At 59.3% G+C, this 24,558-nt stretch carries 25 protein-coding genes; 13 read left to right on the forward strand and 12 right to left on the reverse strand.

The window, feature by feature from the left end:
• Positions 1–59 precede the first annotated feature (59 nt).
• The 3 genes from AB8A27_RS10100 (at position 60) to AB8A27_RS10110 (ending at position 1,136) form a co-directional block, all read left to right on the forward strand.
• Positions 60–284: a hypothetical protein gene (locus AB8A27_RS10100; RefSeq protein WP_441241783.1), complete on the forward strand. Its 225-nt coding sequence runs from the start codon at positions 60–62 to the stop codon at positions 282–284.
• An 82-nt stretch (positions 285–366) separates the two neighbouring features.
• Positions 367–624: a hypothetical protein gene (locus AB8A27_RS10105; protein ID WP_441241784.1), complete on the forward strand. Its 258-nt coding sequence runs from the start codon at positions 367–369 to the stop codon at positions 622–624.
• A 203-nt stretch (positions 625–827) separates the two neighbouring features.
• The gene (locus AB8A27_RS10110) at positions 828–1,136 is read left to right on the forward strand and encodes a DUF930 domain-containing protein (protein ID WP_115028751.1); all 309 of its coding nucleotides are present in this window, start codon (positions 828–830) and stop codon (positions 1,134–1,136) included.
• Between the two features lie 40 nt (positions 1,137–1,176).
• Here AB8A27_RS10110 and AB8A27_RS10115 read toward each other — a convergent pair whose 3' ends face one another.
• Positions 1,177–2,124: a LysR family transcriptional regulator gene (locus AB8A27_RS10115; RefSeq protein WP_441241785.1), complete on the reverse strand. Its 948-nt coding sequence runs from the start codon at positions 2,122–2,124 to the stop codon at positions 1,177–1,179.
• Positions 2,125–2,576: 452 nt separating this feature from the next.
• Complete coding sequence (locus tag AB8A27_RS10120) at positions 2,577–2,765, reverse strand: hypothetical protein (protein ID WP_092142869.1); 189 nt, start codon at positions 2,763–2,765, stop codon at positions 2,577–2,579.
• A gap of 201 nt (positions 2,766–2,966) precedes the next feature.
• Here AB8A27_RS10120 and AB8A27_RS10125 point away from each other — a divergent pair, with 201 nt between their 5' ends.
• Positions 2,967–3,191, forward strand: coding sequence for a hypothetical protein (locus AB8A27_RS10125; RefSeq protein ID WP_068731744.1), 225 nt, complete (start codon positions 2,967–2,969; stop codon positions 3,189–3,191).
• Between the two features lie 66 nt (positions 3,192–3,257).
• Here the strand turns inward: AB8A27_RS10125 and AB8A27_RS10130 are convergent, their stop codons facing one another.
• Complete coding sequence (locus AB8A27_RS10130) at positions 3,258–4,061, reverse strand: outer membrane protein (RefSeq protein WP_441241786.1); 804 nt, start codon at positions 4,059–4,061, stop codon at positions 3,258–3,260.
• 167 nt (positions 4,062–4,228) lie between these two features.
• On the reverse strand, positions 4,229–4,483 hold the full coding sequence (locus tag AB8A27_RS10135) for a hypothetical protein (protein ID WP_441241787.1): 255 nt from the start codon (positions 4,481–4,483) through the stop codon (positions 4,229–4,231).
• Between the two features lie 691 nt (positions 4,484–5,174).
• Here AB8A27_RS10135 and AB8A27_RS10140 point away from each other — a divergent pair.
• Both AB8A27_RS10140 and AB8A27_RS10145 read left to right on the forward strand, forming a co-directional pair.
• Complete coding sequence (locus AB8A27_RS10140; RefSeq protein ID WP_441241788.1) at positions 5,175–5,765, forward strand: hypothetical protein; 591 nt, start codon at positions 5,175–5,177, stop codon at positions 5,763–5,765.
• A gap of 636 nt (positions 5,766–6,401) precedes the next feature.
• Positions 6,402–8,150: a hypothetical protein gene (locus AB8A27_RS10145; protein WP_441241789.1), complete on the forward strand. Its 1,749-nt coding sequence runs from the start codon at positions 6,402–6,404 to the stop codon at positions 8,148–8,150.
• A 91-nt stretch (positions 8,151–8,241) separates the two neighbouring features.
• On the opposite strand, the gene AB8A27_RS10150 is transcribed toward AB8A27_RS10145, so the two are convergent.
• The 3 genes from AB8A27_RS10150 to AB8A27_RS10160 all read right to left on the reverse strand — a co-directional run bounded on the left by AB8A27_RS10150 (position 8,242) and on the right by AB8A27_RS10160 (position 11,084).
• A complete protein-coding gene (locus tag AB8A27_RS10150; RefSeq protein WP_441241790.1) occupies positions 8,242–9,096 on the reverse strand; it encodes a metal-dependent phosphohydrolase in 855 nt (284 codons plus the stop codon).
• Positions 9,097–9,323: 227 nt separating this feature from the next.
• Positions 9,324–10,424 carry a calcium/proton exchanger gene (cax, locus tag AB8A27_RS10155; RefSeq protein WP_441241791.1) on the reverse strand — a complete coding sequence of 367 codons (1,101 nt, stop codon included), beginning with the start codon at positions 10,422–10,424 and terminating at the stop codon, positions 9,324–9,326.
• 138 nt (positions 10,425–10,562) lie between these two features.
• A complete protein-coding gene (locus AB8A27_RS10160; protein WP_441241792.1) occupies positions 10,563–11,084 on the reverse strand; it encodes an N-acetyltransferase family protein in 522 nt (173 codons plus the stop codon).
• A gap of 139 nt (positions 11,085–11,223) precedes the next feature.
• On the opposite strand from AB8A27_RS10160, the gene AB8A27_RS10165 reads away from it, so the two are divergent.
• From AB8A27_RS10165 to fabI, 5 genes are all read left to right on the forward strand, one after another.
• Positions 11,224–12,321 (forward strand): AI-2E family transporter, encoded by a 1,098-nt coding sequence (locus tag AB8A27_RS10165; protein WP_441241793.1) that lies wholly within the window; start codon positions 11,224–11,226, stop codon positions 12,319–12,321.
• 65 nt (positions 12,322–12,386) lie between these two features.
• Positions 12,387–14,609: a DUF3141 domain-containing protein gene (locus AB8A27_RS10170; protein ID WP_441241794.1), complete on the forward strand. Its 2,223-nt coding sequence runs from the start codon at positions 12,387–12,389 to the stop codon at positions 14,607–14,609.
• A gap of 35 nt (positions 14,610–14,644) precedes the next feature.
• Positions 14,645–15,607 carry a phosphate acetyltransferase gene (locus tag AB8A27_RS10175; RefSeq protein ID WP_441244873.1) on the forward strand — a complete coding sequence of 321 codons (963 nt, stop codon included), beginning with the start codon at positions 14,645–14,647 and terminating at the stop codon, positions 15,605–15,607.
• 5 nt (positions 15,608–15,612) lie between these two features.
• Positions 15,613–16,827: an acetate/propionate family kinase gene (locus tag AB8A27_RS10180; RefSeq protein ID WP_441241795.1), complete on the forward strand. Its 1,215-nt coding sequence runs from the start codon at positions 15,613–15,615 to the stop codon at positions 16,825–16,827.
• Positions 16,824–17,615: an enoyl-ACP reductase FabI gene (gene fabI, locus AB8A27_RS10185; protein WP_441241796.1), complete on the forward strand. Its 792-nt coding sequence runs from the start codon at positions 16,824–16,826 to the stop codon at positions 17,613–17,615. Before AB8A27_RS10180 ends, fabI begins: the two co-directional genes overlap by 4 nt.
• A gap of 16 nt (positions 17,616–17,631) precedes the next feature.
• Here fabI and AB8A27_RS10190 read toward each other — a convergent pair whose 3' ends face one another.
• The 5 genes from AB8A27_RS10190 to AB8A27_RS10210 form a co-directional block, all read right to left on the reverse strand.
• On the reverse strand, positions 17,632–18,090 hold the full coding sequence (locus AB8A27_RS10190) for a MaoC family dehydratase (RefSeq protein ID WP_092142907.1): 459 nt from the start codon (positions 18,088–18,090) through the stop codon (positions 17,632–17,634).
• A gap of 22 nt (positions 18,091–18,112) precedes the next feature.
• Entirely contained in the window at positions 18,113–18,763 is a 651-nt protein-coding gene (locus AB8A27_RS10195) for a 3-oxoacid CoA-transferase subunit B (protein ID WP_441241797.1), read from the reverse strand.
• 3 nt (positions 18,764–18,766) lie between these two features.
• Positions 18,767–19,414 (reverse strand): CoA transferase subunit A, encoded by a 648-nt coding sequence (locus tag AB8A27_RS10200; RefSeq protein ID WP_441241798.1) that lies wholly within the window; start codon positions 19,412–19,414, stop codon positions 18,767–18,769.
• An 85-nt stretch (positions 19,415–19,499) separates the two neighbouring features.
• The gene (locus AB8A27_RS10205; RefSeq protein ID WP_441241799.1) at positions 19,500–20,114 is read right to left on the reverse strand and encodes a hypothetical protein; all 615 of its coding nucleotides are present in this window, start codon (positions 20,112–20,114) and stop codon (positions 19,500–19,502) included.
• A complete protein-coding gene (locus AB8A27_RS10210) occupies positions 20,111–21,037 on the reverse strand; it encodes an alpha/beta fold hydrolase (protein ID WP_441241800.1) in 927 nt (308 codons plus the stop codon). The genes AB8A27_RS10205 and AB8A27_RS10210 overlap by 4 nt, the downstream gene beginning before the upstream one ends.
• A 131-nt stretch (positions 21,038–21,168) precedes the next feature.
• On the opposite strand from AB8A27_RS10210, the gene AB8A27_RS10215 reads away from it, so the two are divergent.
• Positions 21,169–23,676 (forward strand): alpha/beta hydrolase, encoded by a 2,508-nt coding sequence (locus AB8A27_RS10215; protein ID WP_441241801.1) that lies wholly within the window; start codon positions 21,169–21,171, stop codon positions 23,674–23,676.
• Between the two features lie 9 nt (positions 23,677–23,685).
• Positions 23,686–24,546, forward strand: a complete 861-nt coding sequence (locus tag AB8A27_RS10220; RefSeq protein WP_441241802.1) for an alpha/beta fold hydrolase — start codon at positions 23,686–23,688, stop codon at positions 24,544–24,546.
• Positions 24,547–24,558: the final 12 nt, after the last annotated feature.

Genomic DNA, 24,558 nt, shown 5'->3' on the forward strand with positions numbered 1-24,558 from the left:
CGGAGAGGAACCTCTCGGCTACGGAGACGTTTTTCCTTCACCAGATGAAGGAGACGGTCATGGCCGAGAAATTCGATCCCGCACCCCACGACAAATATGCCGTTGGCGTGAAGGAAGCAGCGCGCGCCGATCGCAAGACGTCTGAGGAACTCAAGACCGGCCTGAAAGATACTTTTCCGGCTTCAGATCCCGTCAGTGCGACTCAGCCTGACCGATCGAAGCACGACAGCAGCGATGACAGGTCATCGCTATGGAACAAGATCACGGGGGTTTTCAAATCCTGATGGCATTGCGCGGGTAACCTTCCGTTAACTACGTGCGTTGCACAATCAGTTCAGCTTTGACAGGCGATGATGGAGACTGGCGTTGGCAACCGTGTTCTCTGACAATGATCTTGAAGCAGCCGACATCCCTGCAGCTTCGCGGCGGGGCGATATCTTCACCATCCACGCGACGCGCAATGACCAGAGCATGGTGACGCATCGGATCATTCCGGATGTGGCCGTCGCGCAAGCCCGGACGCTGAACGATGCGGGTTGGCGGGTGAGTATCTCAGGTCTTGGCGGCCGCCGGTTCTCGCCCTCGGAATTTCATCAACTGCTGACATTCAAACGGATCGGCTGACGATCCCGAATTTGAAACCCCGCCGGTAACACAGGCGGGGTTTTTTGCACGTGCGAACATGATAGGTTCGCGCCATATAATCCTCGCAAGTTAAATAAGGTAATTGGCTTAAGGCAATGAGAAAACTAGTATTCGCAGTTGTCGCCTTTATTGGCGTTGCTGCGCAATCTTCCGTATATGCAGCGTCATCCCGGACCGATCAGATGCTCAAACTGTCGCCGGAAACCCGTCTGGAGCAGCGTTGCGATGCGCGCGCCATGGGCGCCGTGGGCCGCGAGCACAAGGGATACAAGCCGGACGAGTTCGTTGCCTACGCGTTCGCCGATCCGGTCATTCGAGGCAACGAGATCAAGGCGCCGGGCGGCGCCATCCGCAGCGGCGGCAAGTGGTACAGGCTGTCCTATGTCTGCGAGACCACCTCTGACGGGCTCGATGTCAAATCCTTTGCCTATCAGCTCGGCACCGAGGTGCCGCGTAGCGAATGGGACGAGCACTATCTCGTGCCGCGCTGACTGCTGATGGGGATCGCGGCCGGCTCACGATCATGGCGAACTACAGGTTCACCATGGCCGGCGATTTGAAAAAGCGTGACGAGATCTCGTTGAGCAATTCCGTGCTCTGCATTGTCTCCAGATTCGAGCGTGCGCACAGCAACGCTTTGACGGGCGGCAGGTGCGGCAGGTAATATTCCTGCGCCCAGACAAGTGTAGGCGGAATCATCCGCTTCGGGATCGCGGTGATGCCGATGCCGCTTTCCACAGCTGCCAACTTGGCGTGATAGTCGGGACTGTTGAATACGATCTTGTAGGACAGACCATGACGCGTCAGGGTCCGGGTCATCAGATTGTCGCCCGGCCAGGTCAGAATCGGAATGGGCGCACCCGAACTAAGGACGAAGTCCTTTGCACGCACCCACACGAACTCCTCATCGGCCTCGTTGACGATCAGGTGCGATATCTCGCTGCTCATTTCCGGATTTTCGAGAACGTAGGCGATATCGATATAGCCGTCGATCAGGCCCTTGGTGATGCCCACCGAGTTGTCAGTGTGAATGACCAGATCGGCCAGGCTTTGGGCGGTCTGATGACTGAAGAAATCCTGCACGAACAGGGTGCTCAATCCAAACCGGATCGGCTGCGGAAGATGCGCTACGCCGCCAATCCGCAACATCTGATCGTTGGCTTCCAGGATCCGTCTGGCCTGTTGCAGTACCAGCTTGCCGAGCTGGGTAGTCGTCGTCCCATTCACCGATCTGGTGAAAAGAATGCCTCCCACCATGGTCTGAATGCGCTTGATCTGTGAACTGACGGCAGGCTGGCTCAGGCCCAGGCGTTCGGCTGCCTTGGTCAGGCTACCGGTCTCCGAGATTGCCACCACGGTCCGGACGATCTCGATAGGAATATTTAATGGCTGATATCGCTTGTGCATCGCGACACGTCCGAGTCGTAAAAGGGGCGAGTCATCGAAATTTACAGTTGTATACCGGCGGCCTGCAATCAAAGACTTGGATTAGTTCCAAATTGCGCGAAAAGACGTATATTTGGCTTGGGGAAATCTGGATAATACAGATGGAACAAGGTAGCCCGATACGGCGGCGATTCGTTAAGGGCGTGGGGCGTCTTTCAAGCAATTACAGGTTGTCTATTCCGATGCTCGGTGCGCGTGAAAACGCGACATTCCGGGCGAGGTGTTCTCGGTTTTCGGAGACTGCAGATGCCAGGCACCCGCAGAGTTCATCTGAACGATAACATTCGCACCGAACATCTGAAATGTTCGTGCTGCAGGACCCAGGTCTATTTGATCAAGATCGAGTCGGACGACGAGGGCGGTGAAATTCGCACCTTTGGCTGTCCACATTGTGCCACGTCGAAATCGCTGCGCTTGGCGCCGCGCCCGCAACACCTCAAGCCCGCTGAACTCGCTGCGGACAAGGTCGTCTGCTGATCGCACGACTACAATCGGTCGACGCGCAAGAAGAATGCCCAGATGATGGACAGGACGGCGGCGATGACAAGCCATGACGGGTTCATGCAGAATATATCGCCGTAGTGGCACACCTGCATCGCCCATCTGCTGTTGTTGATACTCGCTGCGTAAAATACACCGGCAGCGACCGTCAGAATGCTCGCGATCATGAACATGGGACGCTCCAATAATATTGACGCCACACTGTTCTGCATTCTTGAAGCAGCCGTGAATCCGATCGACGAAAGTCGGGGGCTTCCTCGCATTAAATGCAGAGAGCGCCAGCCCAATACCGTCGTGGATCTGCTTGAGGCTTTTTTAACCGCGAGTCGCCGAGAGTTCCCGATGGGGACATTGCGACGTTGGGGAGGCCCGATTTGGCCAAATACGAAACGACGAAATACGCGCAGATGCGCCGCTGCCGGATGGCGCATCTTCATGGCGAGTTGATCGACGAGCGATTTAGCGACGATGCCGACAGCGTTTTCGTCAACGGCTATGTTCACGCGGTTCGTCCGGATCTCACCTGCTGGCCGCTGCGCTGGACGATCACCGTGGAGCCGTATCCGGTCGAAAGCCGCGTTTTGGCGATGACCGGCTGACCGGCGCGCCTCCAAATAAAAAGCCCTCGCTAGCGAGGGCTTTTTATTTGGAGGTCTTTGCAGCGATCAGTAACGCGCGACCGACGGGCCGCCGAAATGGTAGTTAAGTCCACCGCGCACAGTGTTGGTCTTCAAGTCTATATCATGCGCGATGATGCCGGCCGGAGTACCTGCGCCGTTGAAAGCCGGCGCCGTGACCGACTGCTTGCCGAAGTCGGTATGGAGATATTCGACCTTCGCGGACCAGTTCTTGGTGAAGGCGTGTTCTATGCCTGCACCGACCGTCCATCCTGCCACGGTCTTTGACAGTGACGCGGTTTCGTTCTGGCCAGTCGTGTCGGTGAGCGAGGAAGCAAAATTCAACTCGGTAAGCGCGAGGCCGCCGGTTGCGTAGAAAAGTGTACGATCGACCGTGTAGCCAACGCGCGGGCGCAGCGTGACCAGCCAATCACTCGTGACGGAATTTGTGGTGGTAAACGAACCGCCGGCCGGGAAGGGCGCGGTGAAACCGCGCGACTGCTTCAGACCGAAATAATTCGCATCGGCCTCGACGCCGAACAGCCAGCGGTCCACCTGATGATTGTAGCCGACCTGGCCGCCGCCGGTGAAGCCATCGGGATTGAGCCGCGGAGAGGCTGCCACAATCGCCTGCTGGTTGGCGATCGGCGCGGTGCCATTGACGAAGGCGTTGGAGACATTGCTCTGGCCCCAGGAACCACCAGCGTTGCCGCCGACATACCAGCCGCCCCAGCTGTAACCGGCCTCGGTCGTCGCGGGCGTCTTGGTCCAGACGCGCGACTGCAGGTCGGCGGCAGCGGCGTTCACCGCGCCCGACGCTGCGACGATCGCGGCCAGCCAAAGGGTTCGCATCCAGGACCTTCCATCGCTCTGAAGATATTGAGCGAATTCGATGCAAGCTTTAGCTGGAAAGACGAGGTTTGGCTGTCACCGGTGGGCAACAGAAGCAGAACAATACCTGAGTATGGCAGCAAAAAGCCCGGCCGAGGGGCGGCCGGGCTCTCCGTAATGTGGTGCGATCAGTAGGCGCAAACGTTGACCGTCCGTACGCGCGGCCCACGGCGGGTTTCCACGACGCGGCGCTGCAGGCAGCTATCGGTCAGGCCGCCGACATAGAAGGTGGGGCCGCCATAGAAGGCGTGGTGACCGTAGCCACCCCATCCACCGTGCCAGCCGCCGATATGCCAGCCGTGGGCCGACGCAGCGCTGGGGGCGAGGGCGGCCGCACCGAGCGAGGCCGCAGCGATCAGTCCGAGAGTTACTTTGCGAAACATAGATCTTCTCCGTTGGGTGGGCGCGCGAGCGCTTTGCTGTGTCCCTGCCCATCAGTCGCGACCCTCGTCGGGTGCGTTCAAACGGGTTCCGGAGAATCGTGTTTCAGTCTTGTTTCGTCGGAGACGGCCTTCGTCGAAGCCGGGTCTCTCGATCAGAGCAGCGCAGTGGCTGCAGGCGCACCAGCTCGCCGAGTTGCGAGATGGCTGAGCGGCGGTGTTCCGAAATCGTGGCGCGCTTAGAAGCGGGCGCGATAACCGTCATAGGCGTGAGCGGCCAGAATGCCGGCGCTGAGAAAGCCGAAGAGTGCAGTGACGGTCTCAATCATCGTGGTGGTCCTTTTTCCCCCGCGAACTACAGACGGCACGCGAGGCCGCACAGTCAAAGAGATTCGCAGCCGGCTTTTCATTCGGAGCTGTAGTGATGCGTCGTTGCAACATTTTACGTGGTGGCGCGGAGCGATCGCGGCGCAACGGCGATGACAATGCGGCGCCGGCGAGGCGACGCCAGCCTGGCGCAGGGTTAACGGCCGCTGAAGGCGTATCAGCGCGGGCATGATGAGGGGACATGGGGGATGACCGGGTCGCAGCAGTTCACCTCAGTGGATTTTTTGCTTACATAGGCTTCAAGGAATCGCGCCGGTTGTCTCGCTCCCCGAGCCGCAGGATCGGATGTCGCAAGTGAGGGTCTCCCGTGGCCGATACGTTCAATAACGAGATCAATGTCGGGCCGCCGCCTGTGCCGCTGCGCAAGCGCAGGTCGTTTGGCCCGTTCGGAATTGTCGTCGTATTGCTGATCCTCGCTGGCGGCGGTGGATATCTCTGGCTGAACTACCACGACGCGCTGACTGACCTGGCACAGGCTGTGACAGGAAGCACTGGCCCCAGAGATAGCGCCCCGGTGTTGGCGAGCGCGGCGGAGGGCAGCGTCAGCGCGACTGATTTCGCGGCGTTCCAGCAGCAGACCGGAAGCTCGATCCAGGCTGCTACCGAACTGCTGACGGCGCAGCAGACGGAGTTGAAGCACCTGTCCGATCAGATCCAGGGCCTGACAACCCAGGTCGTTGGACTGGCCGCCAAGATCGATACGCTGCAGGGCAGGGGCGCTCTCGCCCCGCCGGCTCCAGTCGCTGCGGCGCCAGCGCCCCTGGCCGCAGCTCCGACCGCGCCAGTGGCCGCGCGCCCGGCACCCACGGTGCCGCGCAAGCGCCCGGCAGATCGTCCCGCGGGTGCCATCTCGGTCGGTGGCGCTCCGCTCCCGGCGACGCCACAGCCGCCGCGGTGATCCCTCAAGCGATCTAACGCGTCTGGGGTCGTCGTGTTTTTTGGGGCTGCCTGTGGCGGCTGAGATCGGGCGGGCCGCCGACGACCTTGTTTTTCACGAATTCGCATTTCGGGCAGGCGAAGGTGCATCTGTCGCCGCCGCCGGCATCCGGCTCGCTCCGCAGCAACACCATCCGCGCCCGGCACATCGCGCAGCGTGGCGGCTTGAGAGCGCTGGGTGTTTCAGCGCGCGTCGTTGGCTCGGATTGGTCGATCATGTCGTCCGACAGAGGGTAATACTGCGGTGGGCGGAAAGGGGGTCTGTCAAGCAGTACTGATTTTGCGAAAGAAAAGTTTGTTTTCGACGTTCGAACGACGGTCCTGACCACGCGCGAGAACAAGGGAGGTGGTGTCGTACCATAAGCCCCGTACAACATGCGACCGCCGCGACAGCAAACTAGAAGAGCAAGCTGATCAAATTAGATTTTTGGGCTTCGCCGTGATTGCGCCCATTCCGACAGCTATGCCTGCAACGTGGTCAGGCGCTCAAGCAAATAGAAGAATGTTGAGGTAGTCACGCACTACCCGCTCTGGTTGATTCCAGGCCGGTACAACCCTAGGCTGCTCGGATATTCTCGGTAACCGGCGACCTCAGAATATGAAAAGCAAGAAGCTGCTGGGCGTATTCTGGGGCATGGTTGCAGCGTGCGCGTCCGTGATTTTGCAGGGCGGGCTAAAAATTTGGTCTGAGCCGATCATCTGGTTGGCTGGTGACCATGCCTTTTTTCTCGCAGATATGAAGCAACTGATCATGCATCAGGGCTTTTGGTCGAGCGGCGTTACAGGTTTCCCGTTCGGGCAGGTCAACGCTTACTTTCCGACGTTCGAGCCGCTACTCCGGTTGCTGACACTCGCTATAGCTAGTTTTAGTTCTGATGTTTTCACTGCGACGAAGGTCTTCTACATCATCGGCATCGCCGGTATCGGCGCGTCAGGTTACATTTGCCTTCGCTTCCTGAAAATCATGCCGCCGCTTGCTGCTCTCGGTGGCATCGCCTTCGCTGTCTCGCCTTACTTCCAGGTGCGAGCGACGAGCCATGACATGCTGGCGATCTACATGTCTGCGGCATTTGGCGCGGCGCTGGCTGTCCATATCGCCTTGATGGATCGGGAGGCGGAGTTCTTCGCATTCATCCGCAAGCCGTTCTTCATTGCGGGGATCATCGTAGCCTGTACCGGTGGGTTCTACTACGCAGTGTTCTCGCTGATCATGATCGGCGTTGCCTTGACGGGGTTGACGGTTCGCACTGGCGAGTTTCGAGCGCTAATATTCTTTCTTGCGATGTGCGCGACCATCGTTGGCGCGATGCTGGCCATCGCGCTGGGTCCGCATCTTTCGCTCGCGCTTTCGGGCGCTCCGAAGCGAGGTCCTGTTGAGCAATTCTGGCATGGGCTGTCGGTTTCCGATGCGCTCTACACGCTCGACTGGTGGTCGTGGGGGCGAGAACATATAGGCAAGTACGACATCACAAGACCCGTGACGCTGGTGGGCGAGGGGCATCACGAATGGCCGGGTATCATCTTGTCGCTTTCGATACTGGCCAGCCCGATCGTCGTGCTGGCCTTTGCGGGCCGTACACCTAGTGACCGCCGATGGAAGGGGATCGTTTGCGCGTCGGCGCTGATGTGCTTCGGGCTGATATTCGCCAGTCGCGGCGGCGTTGGCTACCTCTTCAGCGAGTTGATATCTCCGTCGCTTCGCGGGCAGTCGCGCATCATGCCGCTGCTCATGCTCATGGCGATTTTCGCGACGCTCAGCCTTATTGAGTGGTTTTGGCAAGCACGCATTTTGGTAACGCGCGGCGTCGCAGTGCTACTGGCACTAGGGCTGTTTGCGGGCAGCTGGCACGTCCGTTTTACGCTCTCGTCCAGGCAGGCATGGATGGCTGATCCAAACACGAAGGCTCTTATTGCCAGCGTGAAGGAGATGCTGGTTGCGAAGGACCGTGCCAAATCGGAGGCCGTACTGCAGTTGCCCGTCACCAACTGGCCAGAGGCTGCATTCCGGCCGGACTATGACTTTTACCCGATGCGCTACGGCTTCTTGTTCGATCGAGCTGATAGCCCAACAAAGTGGAGCTATGGCCTGTCAGATCGGCAGGATGGCTTTAGAGTGTTGAGCAATTCGTTTGCCGTCGGCGCGGCCGACGTAGTCGGCAAAGCCCGGGGATTGGGCTACGACGCCATCCTGGTCGAAAAGCTGGGCTACGATGCAAAAGACCTGTCGATTGTGGTGGCCTCGATAGAGAGCGGATTGTCTCCATCATGCAAGATATTCGACGACAGGATGCGGGCTTTGTACGACATAGGGCACCCCTGCCATCGCTCCCTGCCGCGGATCCAATAACGATAAGACCAGTTCCGCAGCGGACAGCTCTGTCGAACTCCGATGCAAGCCGCGGTGGTAGCGGTCCATTATCGAGGGAGGACGTGAGCGTTTATCTCTGCGGTCCCGATAGGTTCACCTCCCGCTCAGCCCTAAAAACATTGCTGTGCAGGCTGGCAATCCACTGCCGGCCACTGGAGGTAACATTAAGATACCGGATCGCAAGCTGGATCTGCGGTGCAACACTGGTCCAGTAGAACTGGGGAAATTTGTAGACGATGTCGGCTGGCGTTGCATAACCGAGCGCTTTGTTCAGTCCGATCTCCTCGAACTCATGAAACAGGGCATTTGATTTCCTTATGTAATTGGGATCGCCGAGCTGGCCAATCAGATCCGCAGCACGCAACAGCAATCCTTCTTCCTCGTTGAGGTCATCACCTTCTCCGTTTATCGCATCGACGTAGGGAAAGCGCGTGTATTCGATGGCCCGGGCAATCCGGGCGGCGTCGACTTCCTCTACGGCATGGAGCCGCTCAATCACAAAGAGCTTTGAGCGGTCGACATGATAGGGTGCGAGCGCGGCATCGGAGGCTCCAACCGGCAATTCAACTTTGCGCCCGGTAAGGTCCGCAACATAAGCGTCGTCTTCATCGCCTTGGATAATGCCCCGCACATATCCAATGTCATGGGTCAGGCAGGCCATAATGAAGTTCGCATAGTCGGTTGCGGTAGTGGTCCGTTGCAGCGCGCGGCCCGCCAGAATATCGTTCCCGACCAGCGTAACCAGCATGGTATGTTCGATATTATGATAGAGTGCATCACTATTCCCGATGCACTCCAATGCCAGCTTGGCGGCAAAACGCAGCAATTTTATCAAATCGGAATGTGAGGAGCGGAAGCGGTCTTCGGTTTCTCGGGCAAGAAATGAGCCAAGGGCCTGCGCCGTCAGTTGAGGAATTGTGATCATCTCGGCACCCAGTCTTGCCCAGTTGTTGTCATGATCGCCGGGTCCTCAGCGGTATCCTTCAGCCACAGCATCGCGAAAGCCGTGAGTGTCGAAGGCCTCAACGGAAGCTACTGGCGAGACCCCCCTGAGAGTTGATCTGAATCAACGCTCTAAAAGCCGACCTCCCGAAGCGTTCGACGTCGAATAGAGCTGAGCGCCCGCGGTGCGCGCCTCACCGGGCACGGGCTTCATTCCACCCCCTGGCCTGTCGGCGGAACTACATACAGCGTCAACGCAAAGACTGCGTAAATGAAGATGAGCAGGGCGCCAACGAACCAGGCCGAGCGACCGCTGCTCGTAATGAAGCTGGCCGTCACGGTCGCAATCATGACCATGGTGACGGCGCCGGGCCAGAATTGCAGGCTCATCGGAGACGGTCCGACCACATAGCTGAGTAGCACCAGGGCGGGGGCTAAGAACAGTGCAATCTGGGAGGCGCTGCCAAGCGCGATGCTGACGCTCATGTCGAGGCGGTCCTTGCGTGCCGCAGAAAAGGCAACGGCAAACTCGGCGGCGGCCCCGACCATCGAGACGATGATGAAGCCAACGAAGGCAGGGCTCATTCCAAAGGTTGCTGCGGCCTTCTGCACCGACTCGACAAAAATTTCACTCACAAGTGCGACCAGTACAGTGACAACAAGCAGTGTTCCCACCGCAAGGGCAATCGGCCAATGTTCCTCGTCTTCGTCGTGCGCGGCGCTAGCGAACAATTCCTTGTGGGTCTTCAGCGAGAACAGCAGGCCGAGTGCGTAAGCAATGATGAGCAGGATGGCGAGGCCGATGCTGAGCTTCTGCATGACGGTCTCACCCTGCACAAGCTTCAGGTCGGCGACGGCCGATGGGGCGAGCAGGGCGACGGTCGCCATGAGCAGGAGACCGGAATAGAGCCGCGCGCCGGAGCGATTATATTCTTGGACGTGGTAGCGCAGGCCGCCGAGAAGAAGACAGGCACCGAGCATGAAGAGGGCGTTGGTCGCAATCGCACCGGCGATCGACGCCTTCACCAGCATGTACTGGCCGGCATGTAACGCGGCGATCGCAATGATCAGCTCCGTCAAGTTTCCCAGCGTCGCATTGAGCAATCCGCCGACGGCATCACCGGTCTTGGCGGCGACCGCTTCGGTCGCGTGGCTGAGCAGGGCGGCCAGCGGCACGATGGCGAGAACCGAAAGCAAGAACAGCAGCGTATGGGAATGCGGCGCCATTGCTTCCGCGACCAGCACGACAGGCACGAAGATCAACATCCAAAGCAGTGGTGTATGCTGGATTTGCTTGAGCAGGGGTTTCATAGCGGCGCCGTCTCCATATTGAACGCGACGACGGAAACTCCGATCCGATCACGGAACCGGTATTGATCTAGCTCAACAAGACCACCAAGCTGGAAGAACGCGCTATCTGGATGCGCCAAGACCTGTCGATCTCAGATCCTAAGTGAGTTTGAGCACCAGGCTGACGATCTGGGGATCCTTTCGCGGGGCCGCCTTAAAGCCGAATTTCGTGAATATCTTTCGCATCGCGGTGTTCTCGGGCAGAACTTCCGCGGTCAGTTCTTTCAGCCCGGCATCACTCCCGAGTTTGATGAGGTGCCGCATGAGGATCGAGCCCACGCCACGCCCCTGCCATCCATCGACCACCATGAACGCCATCTCGGCCCGGCCTGGCTCGGAAACGATATATCGGCAACCACCCACCAGGACATTCCGGCCAGCTTCCTCAGCGCGCGCAACCAGCGCGACATGATTTTCGAAATCAATGTCCATGAAGAAAGAGCGCTCCTTGTCGGAGAAATGGCGCTTCATGACGAAAAAGCGGCGCTGCAGCGACTGTACGCTGGCCTGCGCCAGCGCGGCGAGCATGTCGGGCTCGTCTTCCGGCCGAAGCGCTAGGATACTCAGCAGGCGGCCATCGCGTAACTGCTCCTGCGCGGCGTAGGTGGCAGCATCGGACATGGGAGCTCCGCTGGCTTGGTCGGGAAACCTGTTCGGCCCGGCGTCGAGCAAAGGGCGACTGCCGGACGGAGGCTTGATCTGGATCAAGACTAGCGGATGACCGCAGCAGCAACGCTTGCGTATCTGAACAGATCAAGGCGTGTCCGTGAGAACACTTCGCCGCGTTTTATCCGGGGACGATGTCATCCAGCTTGTGGTCCGGTTGGGATTGCTGGCCTTGCTGGTGATTTGGACATTCATCGTGATCCGCTCTTTCGTGCCAATTCTGGCTTGGAGCGGTGTCCTTGCGGTGGCCTTCTATCCGGCTTTCGAGTGGCTGGCCAAACTGCTTGGTGGCCGTCCCAAAACGGCTGCGACGATCCTCACAATCGTCAATCTTGGAATTGTGATCGGGCCGGCGACATGGCTGGGTTTGAGCGCGGTGGACGGTGTAAGACAACTCGCCGATGACCTGAGTGCCGGCAATCTGGTCATTCCGTCACCGCCCGAACGCATCAAGGAATGGCGTTTCGTCGGGCCTCAGCTGTTTGAAATCTGGAGCCGGGCATTCAGCAATATCAAGGCGGTGCTGCGCGAGGTCGCCCCGTATTTGAAACCCCTGGCGGGGACGATGCTCACGCTTGCGGGGAGCGCCGGCGTCGGTACGCTCAAATTTCTGCTGTCCGTGCTTATAACCGGTTTTCTCTTCCCCTACGGTCCCCAACTGGCCGCGGGCGGAAGGCGCCTTCTATCCCTCGTCGTTCCCGAGCAGAGCGAACATTTGCTGGATTTGGCGGGCGCGACAATCCGCGCCGTCTCTCAGGGCGTGATCGGCGTCGCGGTCTTGCAGGCCCTGCTGGCCGGCATAGGATTCAAAATGGCCGGCATTCCCAGCGCAGGCCTGCTGGCCTTTGCGGTCATGCTGCTGGCCATCATTCAGATCGGCGGAGCAATCGTCCTTCTTCCCGTGATCATCTGGATCTGGATGGACAAGGATTTCACCACGGCACTGCTGTTGACAGTGTACCTCGGCCTGGTCGGTGTACTCGACAACATATTGAAACCGCTCGTGATGGGGCGCGGACTTACGACGCCGACACTTGTCATCTTCATCGGCGTCATCGGAGGAACTCTTGCACATGGAATTGTCGGCCTCTTTATCGGGCCGATTGTTCTTTCGGTCGCCTGGGAGTTGATGGCGGCATGGATGCATGAGGATCAATCCAAACCGGCGCCGGGGCTAACTGCGGACCCTTGACCTAGATCAACGATGCCTTCGCGCAAAGACCCCTGAATAAGTTTGCGCGACGATGAGGTCGGAACATGTCCAAGGAAGCGTCAAACTTGCCGGGCGGTCCGATGTCCGGGCTCGTTGCCTCGGCAGTGGAATACATGGTCGATGCCGGACAGCGGAGCATGCTGTTCCTGGATGTCATGCGCCAGCGCGGCGATCAGTACCGTGAACATGTCGCGCAGACCGCACCGCATGTACTTCAGTATTCAGCCGAATTGATCATCGATGGTCGCACGCTGAACGACCCCGTGAATTACGCGCTGGTCCGTATCATTCCGCCCGAGGGCGTTGAGATCGATCTCGAGCGGCGGCCATTCATCGTGGTCGATCCCCGTGCGGGTCACGGTCCGGGCATTGGCGGTTTCAAGGCCGACAGTGAAATAGGCGTAGCGATGAAAGCCGGTCATCCCTGCTATTTCATTGGCTTCCTGCCGGAGCCGATGCCGGGACAGACCATCGAGCGCATTGCGCGTGCCGAGGCGCAGTTCATCGAGAAGGTCATCAGCCTGCATCCCAGAGCCGATGGCAAGCCCTGTGTCATTGGAAATTGCCAGGCCGGTTGGGCCGTCATGATCCTGGCATCGCTGCGGCCCGAGCTGTTCGGACCGCTGATCATCGCAGGCGCTCCGCTCGCTTATTGGGAAGGAGTGCACGGCAAGTACCCGATGCGCTATTCGGGCGGCCTGATGGGAGGCAGCTGGTTGACCGCGATGACCAGTGATCTCGGTGCCGGAAAATTCGACGGCGCCTGGCTGGTGCAGAACTTCGAGAACCAGAATCCCTCCAACACGCTGTGGACAAAGCAGTACAACGTCTATTCCAATATCGATACCGAGGCGGATCGCTATCTCGAATTCGAGCGCTGGTGGGGCGGTCACGTCAATCTGAATGCCGAAGAAATCCAGTTTATCGTCGACGAGCTTTTCATCGGCAACAACCTCGCCGCCGGCAAGGTTGAGATGTCGGACGGACGGAAGGTCGATTTGCGCAATATCAGGTCGCCGATCCTGGTGTTCTGCTCGGAGGGCGACAACGTTACACCGCCGCAGCAGGCGCTGAACTGGATCCTCGACTGCTACGCCGATGTGGATGAGATCAGGGCCTATGGGCAGACGATTGTCTATACGGTTCACAAAAGCATCGGCCATCTCGGCATTTTCGTGTCCGGCGGTGTCGCCAAGAAGGAACACACGGAGTTCTCCAGCAACATCGATCTCATCGATGTATTGCCGCCGGGTCTCTATGAAGCAACCTTCGAGGCCAAGGGCGAGGCGACCGCGAGTGCCGACCTCGTCGTCGGTCAATGGGTGATGCGCTGCGAGGCGCGGACGCTTGATGACATCAGGGCCATGGGCGGCAATTCGCCGGAGGACGAGCGGCGCTTCGCTGCTGCCAAGCGTGTGTCGGAGATGAATCTCGCTGCCTACCAGAAGTATGTTCACCCCTGGCTCAAGAATGCAGTGACGCCGCAAATGGCGGAAGTGATGCGCAATCTGCATCCGCTGCGGCTTCAGTATGAAGCTTTCAGCAGCAAAAATCCCTGGATGAGCTGGGTGAAGTCTGCGGCAGAAAGTATTGAGGGGAACCGCAAGCCGGTTTCGAAGGACAATCCCTTCCTGGCGTTTCAGGAGCAGATGGGAAAACAGATCGTTCATGCCCTGGATAGCTGGCGCGACTCTCAGGAAGCGCTCAGCGAGGCAATGTTCCTCAACATTTATGGTTCGCCTGCATTGCAGGCAGCCGTCGGCATTGATCCGGAATCCGAGCCTTCGCGCCGCCGGGAGATGTCGGCTGAACACCGAGCCATGCTTGACAAGAGGATCGCTGAACTCAAGTCCAGGATTGCAGAAGGTGGTCTGCGCGAAGCGACCTTGCGTTCGTTGCTCTACATAGGCTCTGCGCGGGGAATGGTCGATGAGCGAAGCATAGAGGCGCTGCGCCAGGTTCGGCGCGATCAGGCCGAAGCACAAATAACGCTGTCCGAATTCAAGACCCTGGTGCGCGAGCAGTTCTTCATGCTGTTGCTCGATCCGGAAGGCGCCTTGGCGGCCATTCCAAAGTTGTTGCCAGCGGACGGCAATCAGAAGCAATCGGCTTTTGCGGCGATGCGTGAGGTGTTGTCCGCGAGCGGCGAAATCACCGGCGAGCGCGCAGTCAGGCTCAAGCGGATCGCCGGGTTGTTCGGTGTGGAAGCGGGTGGGGTGGCGGCGTCAAACGTTACCCCTTTCGATCCAGAGGCGAGAGCGTCTTAGGGCAGGTTCAGTCAACGCGAAGTGGGAGCAACATGATGTCAGCTGACGCAAGCCAAGCACGATCTCCCAGCAAGTATGATCGATTGATCGCGGCGGCGAAGGCTGTGCCGCCGGTCCCGACTGTTGTCGTGCATCCTTGCGACGAGACTTCGCTGCGTGGGGCCGTCGATAGTGCGCAGGCAGGCATCATCCGGCCAATCCTCGTCGGTCCCGCTCAGAAGATCAAGGACACCGCAGAGAAGAGCGGCCTCGGCATCGCAGGCTTCGAAATCGTCGACGCTGCGCATAGCGACGACTCTGCCGCCAAGGGTGTCGAGCTGATTCATGCAGCCAAAGGCGAGATGCTGATGAAAGGCAGCCTGCATACCGACGAACTCATGCGAGCCGTGACGGCAAAGGTCGGCGGCTTGCGCACCAATCGGCGCATCAGCCATGTGTTCGTGATGGACGTTCCGGCCTATGCCGAGACCATTTTTGTCACAGATGCCGCGATCAACATCTTTCCGGATCTCGCAGCCAAGCGGGACATCATCCAGAATGCCATCGATCTCTACAATCAAGCGGGGTTCGGCCAGTCTCCACGCGTGGCGATCCTCTCGGCGGTGGAAACTGTCACCTCCATGATTCCCTCGACGATCGAGGCGGCAGCGCTTTGCAAGATGGCCGATCGCGGCCAGATCACCGGGGGGGTGCTCGACGGCCCATTGGCATTCGACAATGCCATCGATGTCGAGGCGGCACGGATCAAGGGCATCAAGTCCGAGGTAGCAGGACGCGCGCAGATCCTGGTCGTTCCCGATCTTGAGGCCGGCAACATGCTCGCCAAGAATCTGGCCTATTTCGCCAAGGCCGATGGCGCCGGTATCGTGTTGGGAGCCAGGGTGCCCGTCGTATTGACATCGCGAGCGGACACGGCACGCGCCCGGATGGCGTCCTGTGCCATGGCGTCGCTGTACGCGCATGCGAGGCGTCAACATGCACCAAAAGTTTCCGGGTGATAGTCATGGACACTATTCTCGTCGTCAATGCCGGCTCCTCAAGCGTCAAGTTTCAGATTTTCTCGGTTGAGGGAGAGGGGAACTTACAAAGGCGGATCAAGGGCCAGATCGACGGGATCGGCAGCCGTCCGCGGCTGCGCGCGAATGGCCAGAATGGTGATCCGATGGCCGATCGTGCCTATCCGATCGAGGCTGTTGCAGATGTGCCAGCGGCGATGTCTGTCGCGGGTGCCTGGCTGCGCGATGAACTGAATATCAACCCCATCGCCGTGGGCCATCGCGTCGTTCATGGCGGACCGGATTATGCAAATCCGGTCTTGATCGATCATGGCGTTGTGGGGCGGCTGGAACGATATGTCTCGCTGGCTCCCCTGCACCAGCCGCATAATCTGGCACCGATCAGGACGATTCTAAACAACTTCCCAAACCTGCCGCAGGTCGCCTGTTTCGACACCGCCTTCCATCGCGATCATGATGCGCTGGCGGACTACTATGCGATCCCGCATCAGCTCCATGCCGAAGGCATCAGGCGCTACGGCTTCCACGGCCTGTCCTACGAGTATATTGCCAAGCGCCTGCCGCAAGTCGCGCCAGAGGTCGCTGGCGGGCGCGTGATCGTCGCCCATCTTGGTAGCGGTGCCTCGATGTGCGCGATCAAGAACGGAAAGAGTGTGGAGAGCACGATGGGCTTTACAGCCCTCGATGGTCTCCCGATGGGAACGCGTGCCGGCCAACTCGATCCGGGCGTCGTGCTCTATCTGATCGCGGAAAAAGGGATGTCCGTCTCTAAAGTGCAGGATTTCCTCTATCGGGATTGCGGTCTGAAAGGACTGTCCGGGGTCAGCAATGACATGCGAGAGCTCCAGACCAGCGGCGATCCGCGCGCAACATTTGCGGTCGACTATTTCGTCTACCGGGTCGGCCTCCATATCGGCATGCTGGCGGCTGCACTGCAGGGGCTCGATGCCTTCGTGTTCACCGCCGGGATCGGCGAGAATTCGGCCACGATCCGGGCCCGCATTGCTGAAAAGCTGGCCTGGCTTGGGGGCACGGTTGATCCGACCGCGAATGCGGCAAATGCCAGCAAGATTTCAGGGGCAGACAGCCGCGTTCCGGTCTTCGTCATTCCCACCGACGAAGAGTTGATGATTGCGCAGCACACGCTGACGCTGCTGATGAACCCGAAAATGCAAAATCAGAAACGCGAGAGAGTATCATGACGATTCCGGTATTTCCCGAGACCAGCGTCGCGTTGAAAGGCAAGAAGGGTCTCGTCGTCGGTATTGCCAACGATCAGTCCATCGCGTGGGGCTGCGCCAAGGCATTTCGGGCGCTTGGTGCCGAGGTCGCCGTCACTTATCTGAACGAGAAGGCCAGGAAGCATGTCGAGCCCCTTGCTGTGGCACTGGAGGCTCCGATCTTCATGCCGCTCGATGTGATGGTTGAGGGCGAAACCGAAAAGGTGTTTGAGCGAATTGAGAAGGAATGGGGCCATCTCGATTTTCTGCTGCATTCCATTGCCTTTTCCCCCAAAGGCGCATTGCACGGCCGTGTCGTCGACGTGGACCGCGAGGGTTTCCAGAAGACCATGGACGTATCCTGCTGGTCGTTCATGCGCATGGCGCATCTGGCTGAGCCTTTGATGAAGAATGGCGGAACGATGTTCACCATGACTTATTACGGCAGTCAGATGGTGGTGAAGAATTACAACCTCATGGGCGTTGCGAAGGCGGCCCTTGAGGCCGCGGTGCGCTACATCGCAGCCGAGCTTGGCCCGAAGGGCATTCGCGTGCATGCCATCTCGCCCGGGCCGCTGGCGACGCGCGCGGCATCAGGCATTCCCGAGTTCGATGAATTGATGGACAAGGCCCAGTCGCAGGCGCCGGCGCGCAGTCTTGTCAGCATCGACGACGTAGGGCGGGCGACGGCATTCCTTGCGCTCGACGGCGCCAAGCTGATCACCGGCAGCGTGATGTATATCGACGGCGGCTACCACATTATCGATTGACGCGCGGAGCCTTGCGTCAGCTGAAGTGCAGGCCAATTACTTCCGCGACGCAGGCCGGGCGTTTGCCACCCTCGATCTCGATCGTCACCCGATAGTGGGTGCGCAGACCGTTGGGCGGCACTTCCTCGGCCTCTGCAATGCTGACGCGTCCACGCAATCTCGAACCGGCCGGCACAGGGGAGAGATAGCGAACGCGATCCGCGCCATAGTTCAGCGTGTTTTTCAATCCCTTCAAACCCATCACCGAGCGGATGAACATCGGCGTCAAGCTCAATGACAGCAGGCCATGAGCGATGGTCTTGCCGCCCGGCATCTCTGCCTCCGCGCGCTCCTGGTCGACATGAATCCATTGCTCGTCGCAGGTTGCTTCTGCAAACTTGTTGATGCGATCCTGTGTCACCTCGATCCAGTCGCTGACGCCGATCTCCGTACCGACGGCGGCTTTCAGCTCGTCGAATCCGTTGAAAATTCGCATCGCTATTCGTTCCTGTGCAGGGTTACAGCTTCATTTCTGGGACATTGTCGGGGACTGCGATCTCCGCCTCGGTCACCGCCAGCACCTCGGCGATGCTGATGCCGGGCGCCGTCTCCAGCAAAGTTGCATTGCCGCCCGGAAACGCGATGACAGCCATATCGGTGACCACGAGATCGATCGGCCGCGCCGAAGTCAGCGGCAGGGTGCATCTGGCGACGATCTTGGACTTTCCTTTGGCCGCATGCTGCATGGCGACGATGACGCGCTTGGCGCCGCTGACGAGATCCATGGCGCCGCCCATACCAGGCACCATCTTGCCGGGGATCATCCAGTTGGCGAGGTGCCCGCCAGCATCGACCTGCAAACCGCCGAGCACAGTGAGATCGACATGACCACCCCGGATCAAGCCGAACGACATCGCGCTATCGAAGGTGGCGGCGCCGGGCAGGGCGCTGATTGGCTTGCCACCAGCGTCGGTCAGAAGCGGATGGGCCATGCCTTGCTCTGGGATGGGGCCCGTGCCGATCAGGCCGTTCTCGGACTGAAAGTAGACGTGCAGTCCCTTCGGCACATAATTTGCGACCAGTGTCGGAATGCCGATGCCGAGATTGACGAGATTGCCGGGTCGAAGCTCCTGCGCCACGCGGCGGGCGATGATGGTTTGTGCATCCATGGGTCACCCGTTCGCAACGAGGTAATCGACCAAGGGGCCGGGGGTCATGACGTGGTCGGGCGCAATGACGCCAACCGGAACGATATGTTCGGCGGTGACGATCACGGTATCTGCAGCCATCGCCATGACCGGATTGAAGTTGCGTGCCGTGAGGGCGTAAGACAGGTTGCCGGCATAGTCGGCGAGAAATGCCTGCACGAGTGCAAAATCCGCGCGCAGGGCGGTTTCCAGCAGATATGTCTTCCCACCGACATCGATCCTCTGCTTGCCTTCTTCGACAAGCGTCCCGACGCCGGTTGGCGTGAGTACGCCGCCAAGCCCACAGCCGCCAGCGCGAATGCGCTCGACAAATGTGCCCTGCGGGATCAGATCGACGGTGATCTGCTTGCCGAGCATTTGTTGTTGAGCTTTCGGATTGAGCCCAATGTGAGTCCCTATCATGTGCGTTATCTGGGCGCCGTCGAACAGCTTCCCGACGCCTTTTCCGGGCGTGGCTGCGTCGTTGCTGATGAGGGAGAGGTTGGACTTCTTCTGCCGTACTAGCTCGTCGAGAAGGCGCTCCGGCGTGCCGACACCCATGAACCCGCCGACCATGATGCTTGCGCCGGCCGGGATCACCGCAATGGCTTCTTCCAGGGAAACGGCCTTCATGAGGGAGCTCCGGTCGACAGGCGATCAAGAGGGAGCGACGATGCAGAAGTGTTGGTCCATGACCCCCACGCTCCTTTGATCTGCGTCAAGACTTCCGATCATTTCCTTCGCGAATGGAAATGCCGACGCCCTCGAGGGCATCCGCCCAGAGCTCGCGAACCTGGGTATGTCGTTGTTCGAGGGCGACGCTCACGGTGTCGCGGAAGGGCGCAAGATTAGAGCCCTTCAAAACAAGAATCTGTGCCTGCAACAGACGGCCGCTTTCAAACTCAATACGGCGCAGGGCCGTGACGAACGGATCATGCGCGTTGGCATCGACCGGCAAGAGGGCTGCCGGCCGGATGCCAGCATGTATGGCATGTGCGCGGGCGGCGAGATCGCCCGCCAGCGCCAGGGATTGATCGGGAATGCCCTCGATCGGCTTTGGCAGCCATGTTGCTTCCCAGGATCCCACCAGATAGCTCAGGGCAAAATCGGGAGTCCATGATGTGGCACGCAGTAACAGGGAGACCATCTCGGTTTCACGATAAAACTGCGCATTCAGTTCAGTTTGCCATGCGGAATCCAGCTTGAGCGGTAAGGCAAACGCGAACTGCCGCGCCAGCGCGCCATGGGCCGAGACCAGGAATGCAGCCACGCGCGTCTGCTGATGCGCGGGCACGCAGCCATTGGTATCGAGTGGCCCGAAGAACCCGCTCATCGTATCATTCCCTGTACCGGAATGGCACGCAGGTGGTCGTAGCCGTCGGGAAACGGCATGATCTCGCCACCGGCTTCCTCTGGTGCAACATAGACAGCCTTTTTGCCTTGCCAGCGACCTGCCAGCACATCCTCCGCAAAGCGTGCGAGCAGGTCGGCGGTGAGTGCTGGCTTCTCGAGCGTGAAGGCGTGATAGGCGCGCGGAATGATGACGAGCGAGCTATCGGGAATTTGCATGCGCAGGGTTTCGTGAAGCGGGCGTGGCGTCAGAAAATCGAATTCTCCATTCAGGATCATCGTCGGCACGCGGATCTGGGGCAATTGCGACGTCAGCGGCTGGAAATCGAGGAAGGACTCCATCAGATTCTGCAGCGCGTAAACGTCATTGATCAGCCAGCCCTGACGCTTGACCTTGTCGAGCGTTTTGACAACCGGCTGCAGCCATTGATCGCTGACATTCATGGGCAGCAAGAGGTCCTGAAGATAGCTGGTGCCGCCCAGGATCAATCCGGTACGCAGGGCATTGCCAAGCAGATAGAGTTGAGGCGGGAGCTCTGCAAAGCAGCTCATTGGCACGAGGCCGGCGAGCCGCTGGCTGTGTTCGATGGCATAGCGTAGTGCGATGAGACCGCCGAAGCTGATACCTCCAAGAAAAATCGGGCCTTCACCTAGTTCTTCGATCAGAAGGTGGAGTGCCGCGACGTGATCATCCTGACGGATAAAGAGCGCGGGTTTATCGGACGCACCTTGACCAAGCAGATCGAATGTCGCAACGCGGAAGCGCCTTGCGATTAGTGCGTCGCGATAGGCGGTCCACAATTCGGCATATTGGGTCAGTCCGTTGACCAGAACATAGACAGGTGCGTCCTCCGGGCCGTCGAGTTCATAACGTATCCGATACGAACCATACTTCAGGAACGGCATTGCGCTGACCGGTTGGCGATTTGATCGCTGCGATACTCAACTCCCGAAATTCGATTCCGTTGAGCTAGATCAAGCCTTTCCGGACAGTCCCGCCCAACACTTTTACAAAACACCATTGGGAGGACGCTGTCATGACCGGGGCAGATGCCGTGAAACGTTGTGCTGTCAGCCTGATCATTCTGCTGGTTGGCACAGCGATAGCCGCCGCGCAGCCCTTCACGCGCCGCTCATCGCAAGTCCAGCATGATGGATTGAAGAAATACTACGAGATATCGAACTTCCGGCTGGGCGGTAAGTATGACCTCAACGATCCCGCCAAGTGGGAAGACGGCGGCGAGGGCGGGGTCACGCTGGAGTCCCTTGGTGGCGGTAAGCTACGCACGGCCTATGTCGCAGTCGGAAATCCGCGCCGCAACGCCGCCGGTGAGATCACCAACGCGGTGGTCATCAATTCCTACTATTCCGGCGACTCCACCGACATGTACGAGCAATGGGTCAAGGGCGCCGCGCTATCAGGTGGCGTACCGATCATTGGTCCCGGACGACCCATCGATACCGACCGCTACTATGTTGTCATGGTCGATCCATTGGGGACCTGGGGCGCCAGCAAGCCTTCGGACGGTCTTGGCATCAAATTTCCGCAATACAGCTACTTTGATATGGTGCAGGCCAACTATCGGATGTTGCGCGACCATCTGAAGGTCGCACGCGTGGCGCTGGTCGCCGGCGTCTCGATGGGTGGCACGCAGACCTATGTTTGGGGCGTGTTGCATCCGGAGTATATCGGCGCGATCATGCCGATCGGCGGCACCACGCAGTCCGATGCGGGGGACCCGGTTGGCAACTGGACGTTCCAGCTCATGACGGCCGCGATCCAATCCGACCCCGTCTGGCAATCGACCAAGGGCGACTACTACAAGCTACCGAAGGAGAAGCACCCGCTGCCGGGCATGGCCTTCGGTTGGTCGGTGCTAGGTCTGACCGGCTATGATTTCGGCTACAGGACGAACCAGAGTTTCGCGTCGGTCCAGCCCGAGGTTTTCTACTGGGACCCGCCGAATGAGAAAGCCGGTCTCAATGTGAATAACCGCTCCAAGATGTATGATGCGGTCGATCTGGTCTGGCGCAACCGCGTTGGCGAAACCTACAATATCAATGAGAACCTCGGGCGTATTCAGGCTCGCACGTTGGTGATGCATATCACCAACGACCTCTGGCTGAATTTCAAGCTTGCCCAGCGCGCCGTCGATCGCGTTCCCGGCGCAGACCTCATCTCCGAGGAGAGTCCGGTTGCTCATTACGGTGTGTTTCCGATCATCAACAATCGCAAGAACGATCCGAAATTCGTCGCGTTCATGGACGATGTGGCGAGCCTCGATCGGGCGCAGCAGTTTGTCGACAAGAATTATCGTATTCCCCGCGTTGCCGAGAACATCGACAAGACCAGATCGTTCTGGAAGGACTACGTGACCTATCCCTATCCGGTCAAATATGCGACCGCGAAGGACAAGCGTGGGACGTCCTGGCAGATCGGCTACATGGACGAATATGCCGGTACAGACAGGGATCCGAAGGTTCTTGTCATCATTCATGGCAAGGGTGCATTTGGCGGGCATTACGGCAATGTTATGCAATATGCCTTGCGCAGCGGCGTGCGCGTGATCGTTCCCGACTTGCCTCATTATGGCATGTCCGGGCCCGGTAATCTCGACAAGAGCCCGGCGCGCACCATGCAGGATATGCGCGAGGTGATCTATGATCTCGTCGTCAACCAGCTGGGCGTCAAGAAGGCGCACTACCTTGGCCACTCTCTCGGCGGCCAGTTTGTGATGGGCTACGCCTTGACCTGGCCCGACGCGGTGCAAAGTCTTGCGCTCGAAGCGCCTTCCGGTCTTGAGGAATATCCGCGCGACGTCACGATCGCCAAGGACAAGAAGGCGCGTCTGTTCGATGAATCCTTCGGCCGCGACTTCGCCAAGTGGAAGCAGACATGGGATCAGACCGGGATCCTGGCCGCAGAGATCGCCCGGCCAGAGGAGGGCATCCGCGACTTCTTCTACTTCAAGAAACGCGATCCGGAGACCGGGGCCGTGTCAGCTGCGAAGAGCGGCTACTTCTTCAGCGACAGCGAATATGCCCGCTTGCATACCGAGCAGCGGGTCGGGCTCACCAAGGGTAACCCGAAGGAGCTCGAGCAATGGTGCAACGTCTTCATCTTCGATATCTACACCATCGGAGCTGAGCTGCAGCAGGATGATCCGAAGAACCTCTACGAACGGCTGACCGAGATCAAGGCGCCGATCTTTCTGGCGTTCGGCGACAAGGAGCCGTTTATCCCGACGCCTGCCTTCAACGGGCTGACCGACCTTGGACGCGACGTCATCACGCCGTTCATGTCGCGTATGACCAATGCCGGCAATCGGCCGATGCTCAAGATCTATCCGGAGACCGGACATTTTATCCACACGGATAACCCCGTTGAATATTCCGCCGACGTCGTGGACTTCGTGACGAAGGGAAAGGTCGATACCAGCTCGCCGCTCGGGACGGATCGCATGATCAGGGGCGCCGTTGCGTCGGTGCTCCCGGTGGCGCCGACACCGCCCGGTGCAGCCCCGACCGCTGGTCTAAACAAATAGGTCCGGCTCATGCCGAGAGTACAGGCGGGCGAGGTTTCACTGGGCTGGCGCGAATGGGGAGCGGGCGATGTCACCGTGATCTTTCTCCACGGCAATCTCGCCAGCAAGGACTGGATTGAACTGGCCGCACCTCTGTTTCCGTCAGGGCTGCGTGTGATCGGGATCGACTGGCGCGGCTGCGGCGACAGCGACCGACCGGAGCCTGCAAGCGACTACAGTAATTACTCCATGCAGCAGCACGCCGAGGATATGCTCGCTGCGCTCGATACGCTGGACATCAGGTTCTGCCATCTCGCAACGCATTCGACCGGCGGCATCATTGCGGCGCGGATGTTGTTGATGCAGCCGCAGCGGTTCGGGCGAGTATTGGCCCTCGATCCGGTGACGCCGCTGGGATTGGCCTTTAACGCCGATCAGATCGGGCTTTTCCGGGCCATGATGGCAAGCAAGCAACTCACGCGGACGGTGATGGCCACCGCGGCGTCCTCGCTCTTCGTGCCGGAGAGCATGGCGCCGAACGCGATCCCACGTTTCCGCGAGGGGCTTGGTGAAATCCGGGCGCTGTTCGACCGGATCATCGACCAGACATTTGGCGTGTCTGAAGGCGTCTGGATTGGGACGCCGATCAATCTCAACCGTGAGAAGGAAAGCGGAGAACTGGAGCGCCGCATGCCGGAAATCCGGCATGCGCATCTGGTGCTCTGGGGCGAACGCGACGGGTGGATTCCATTGCCCGATTTACGGACCATGGCAGCGACAATGCCGGATTGCCGGCTCGTCGTCGTGCCCGGCATCGGACATTCGATGAATCTGGAGGTGCCCGCGCTATATGCCGGTTACTTCGGCGCCTGGTTTGGTGCTCTACGATAATCGCAGACCTAT

Origin of the sequence: Tardiphaga sp. 768_D3_N2_1 (assembly GCF_052076105.1) — a bacterium.
Taxonomy (GTDB): Bacteria; Pseudomonadota; Alphaproteobacteria; order Rhizobiales; family Xanthobacteraceae; genus Tardiphaga.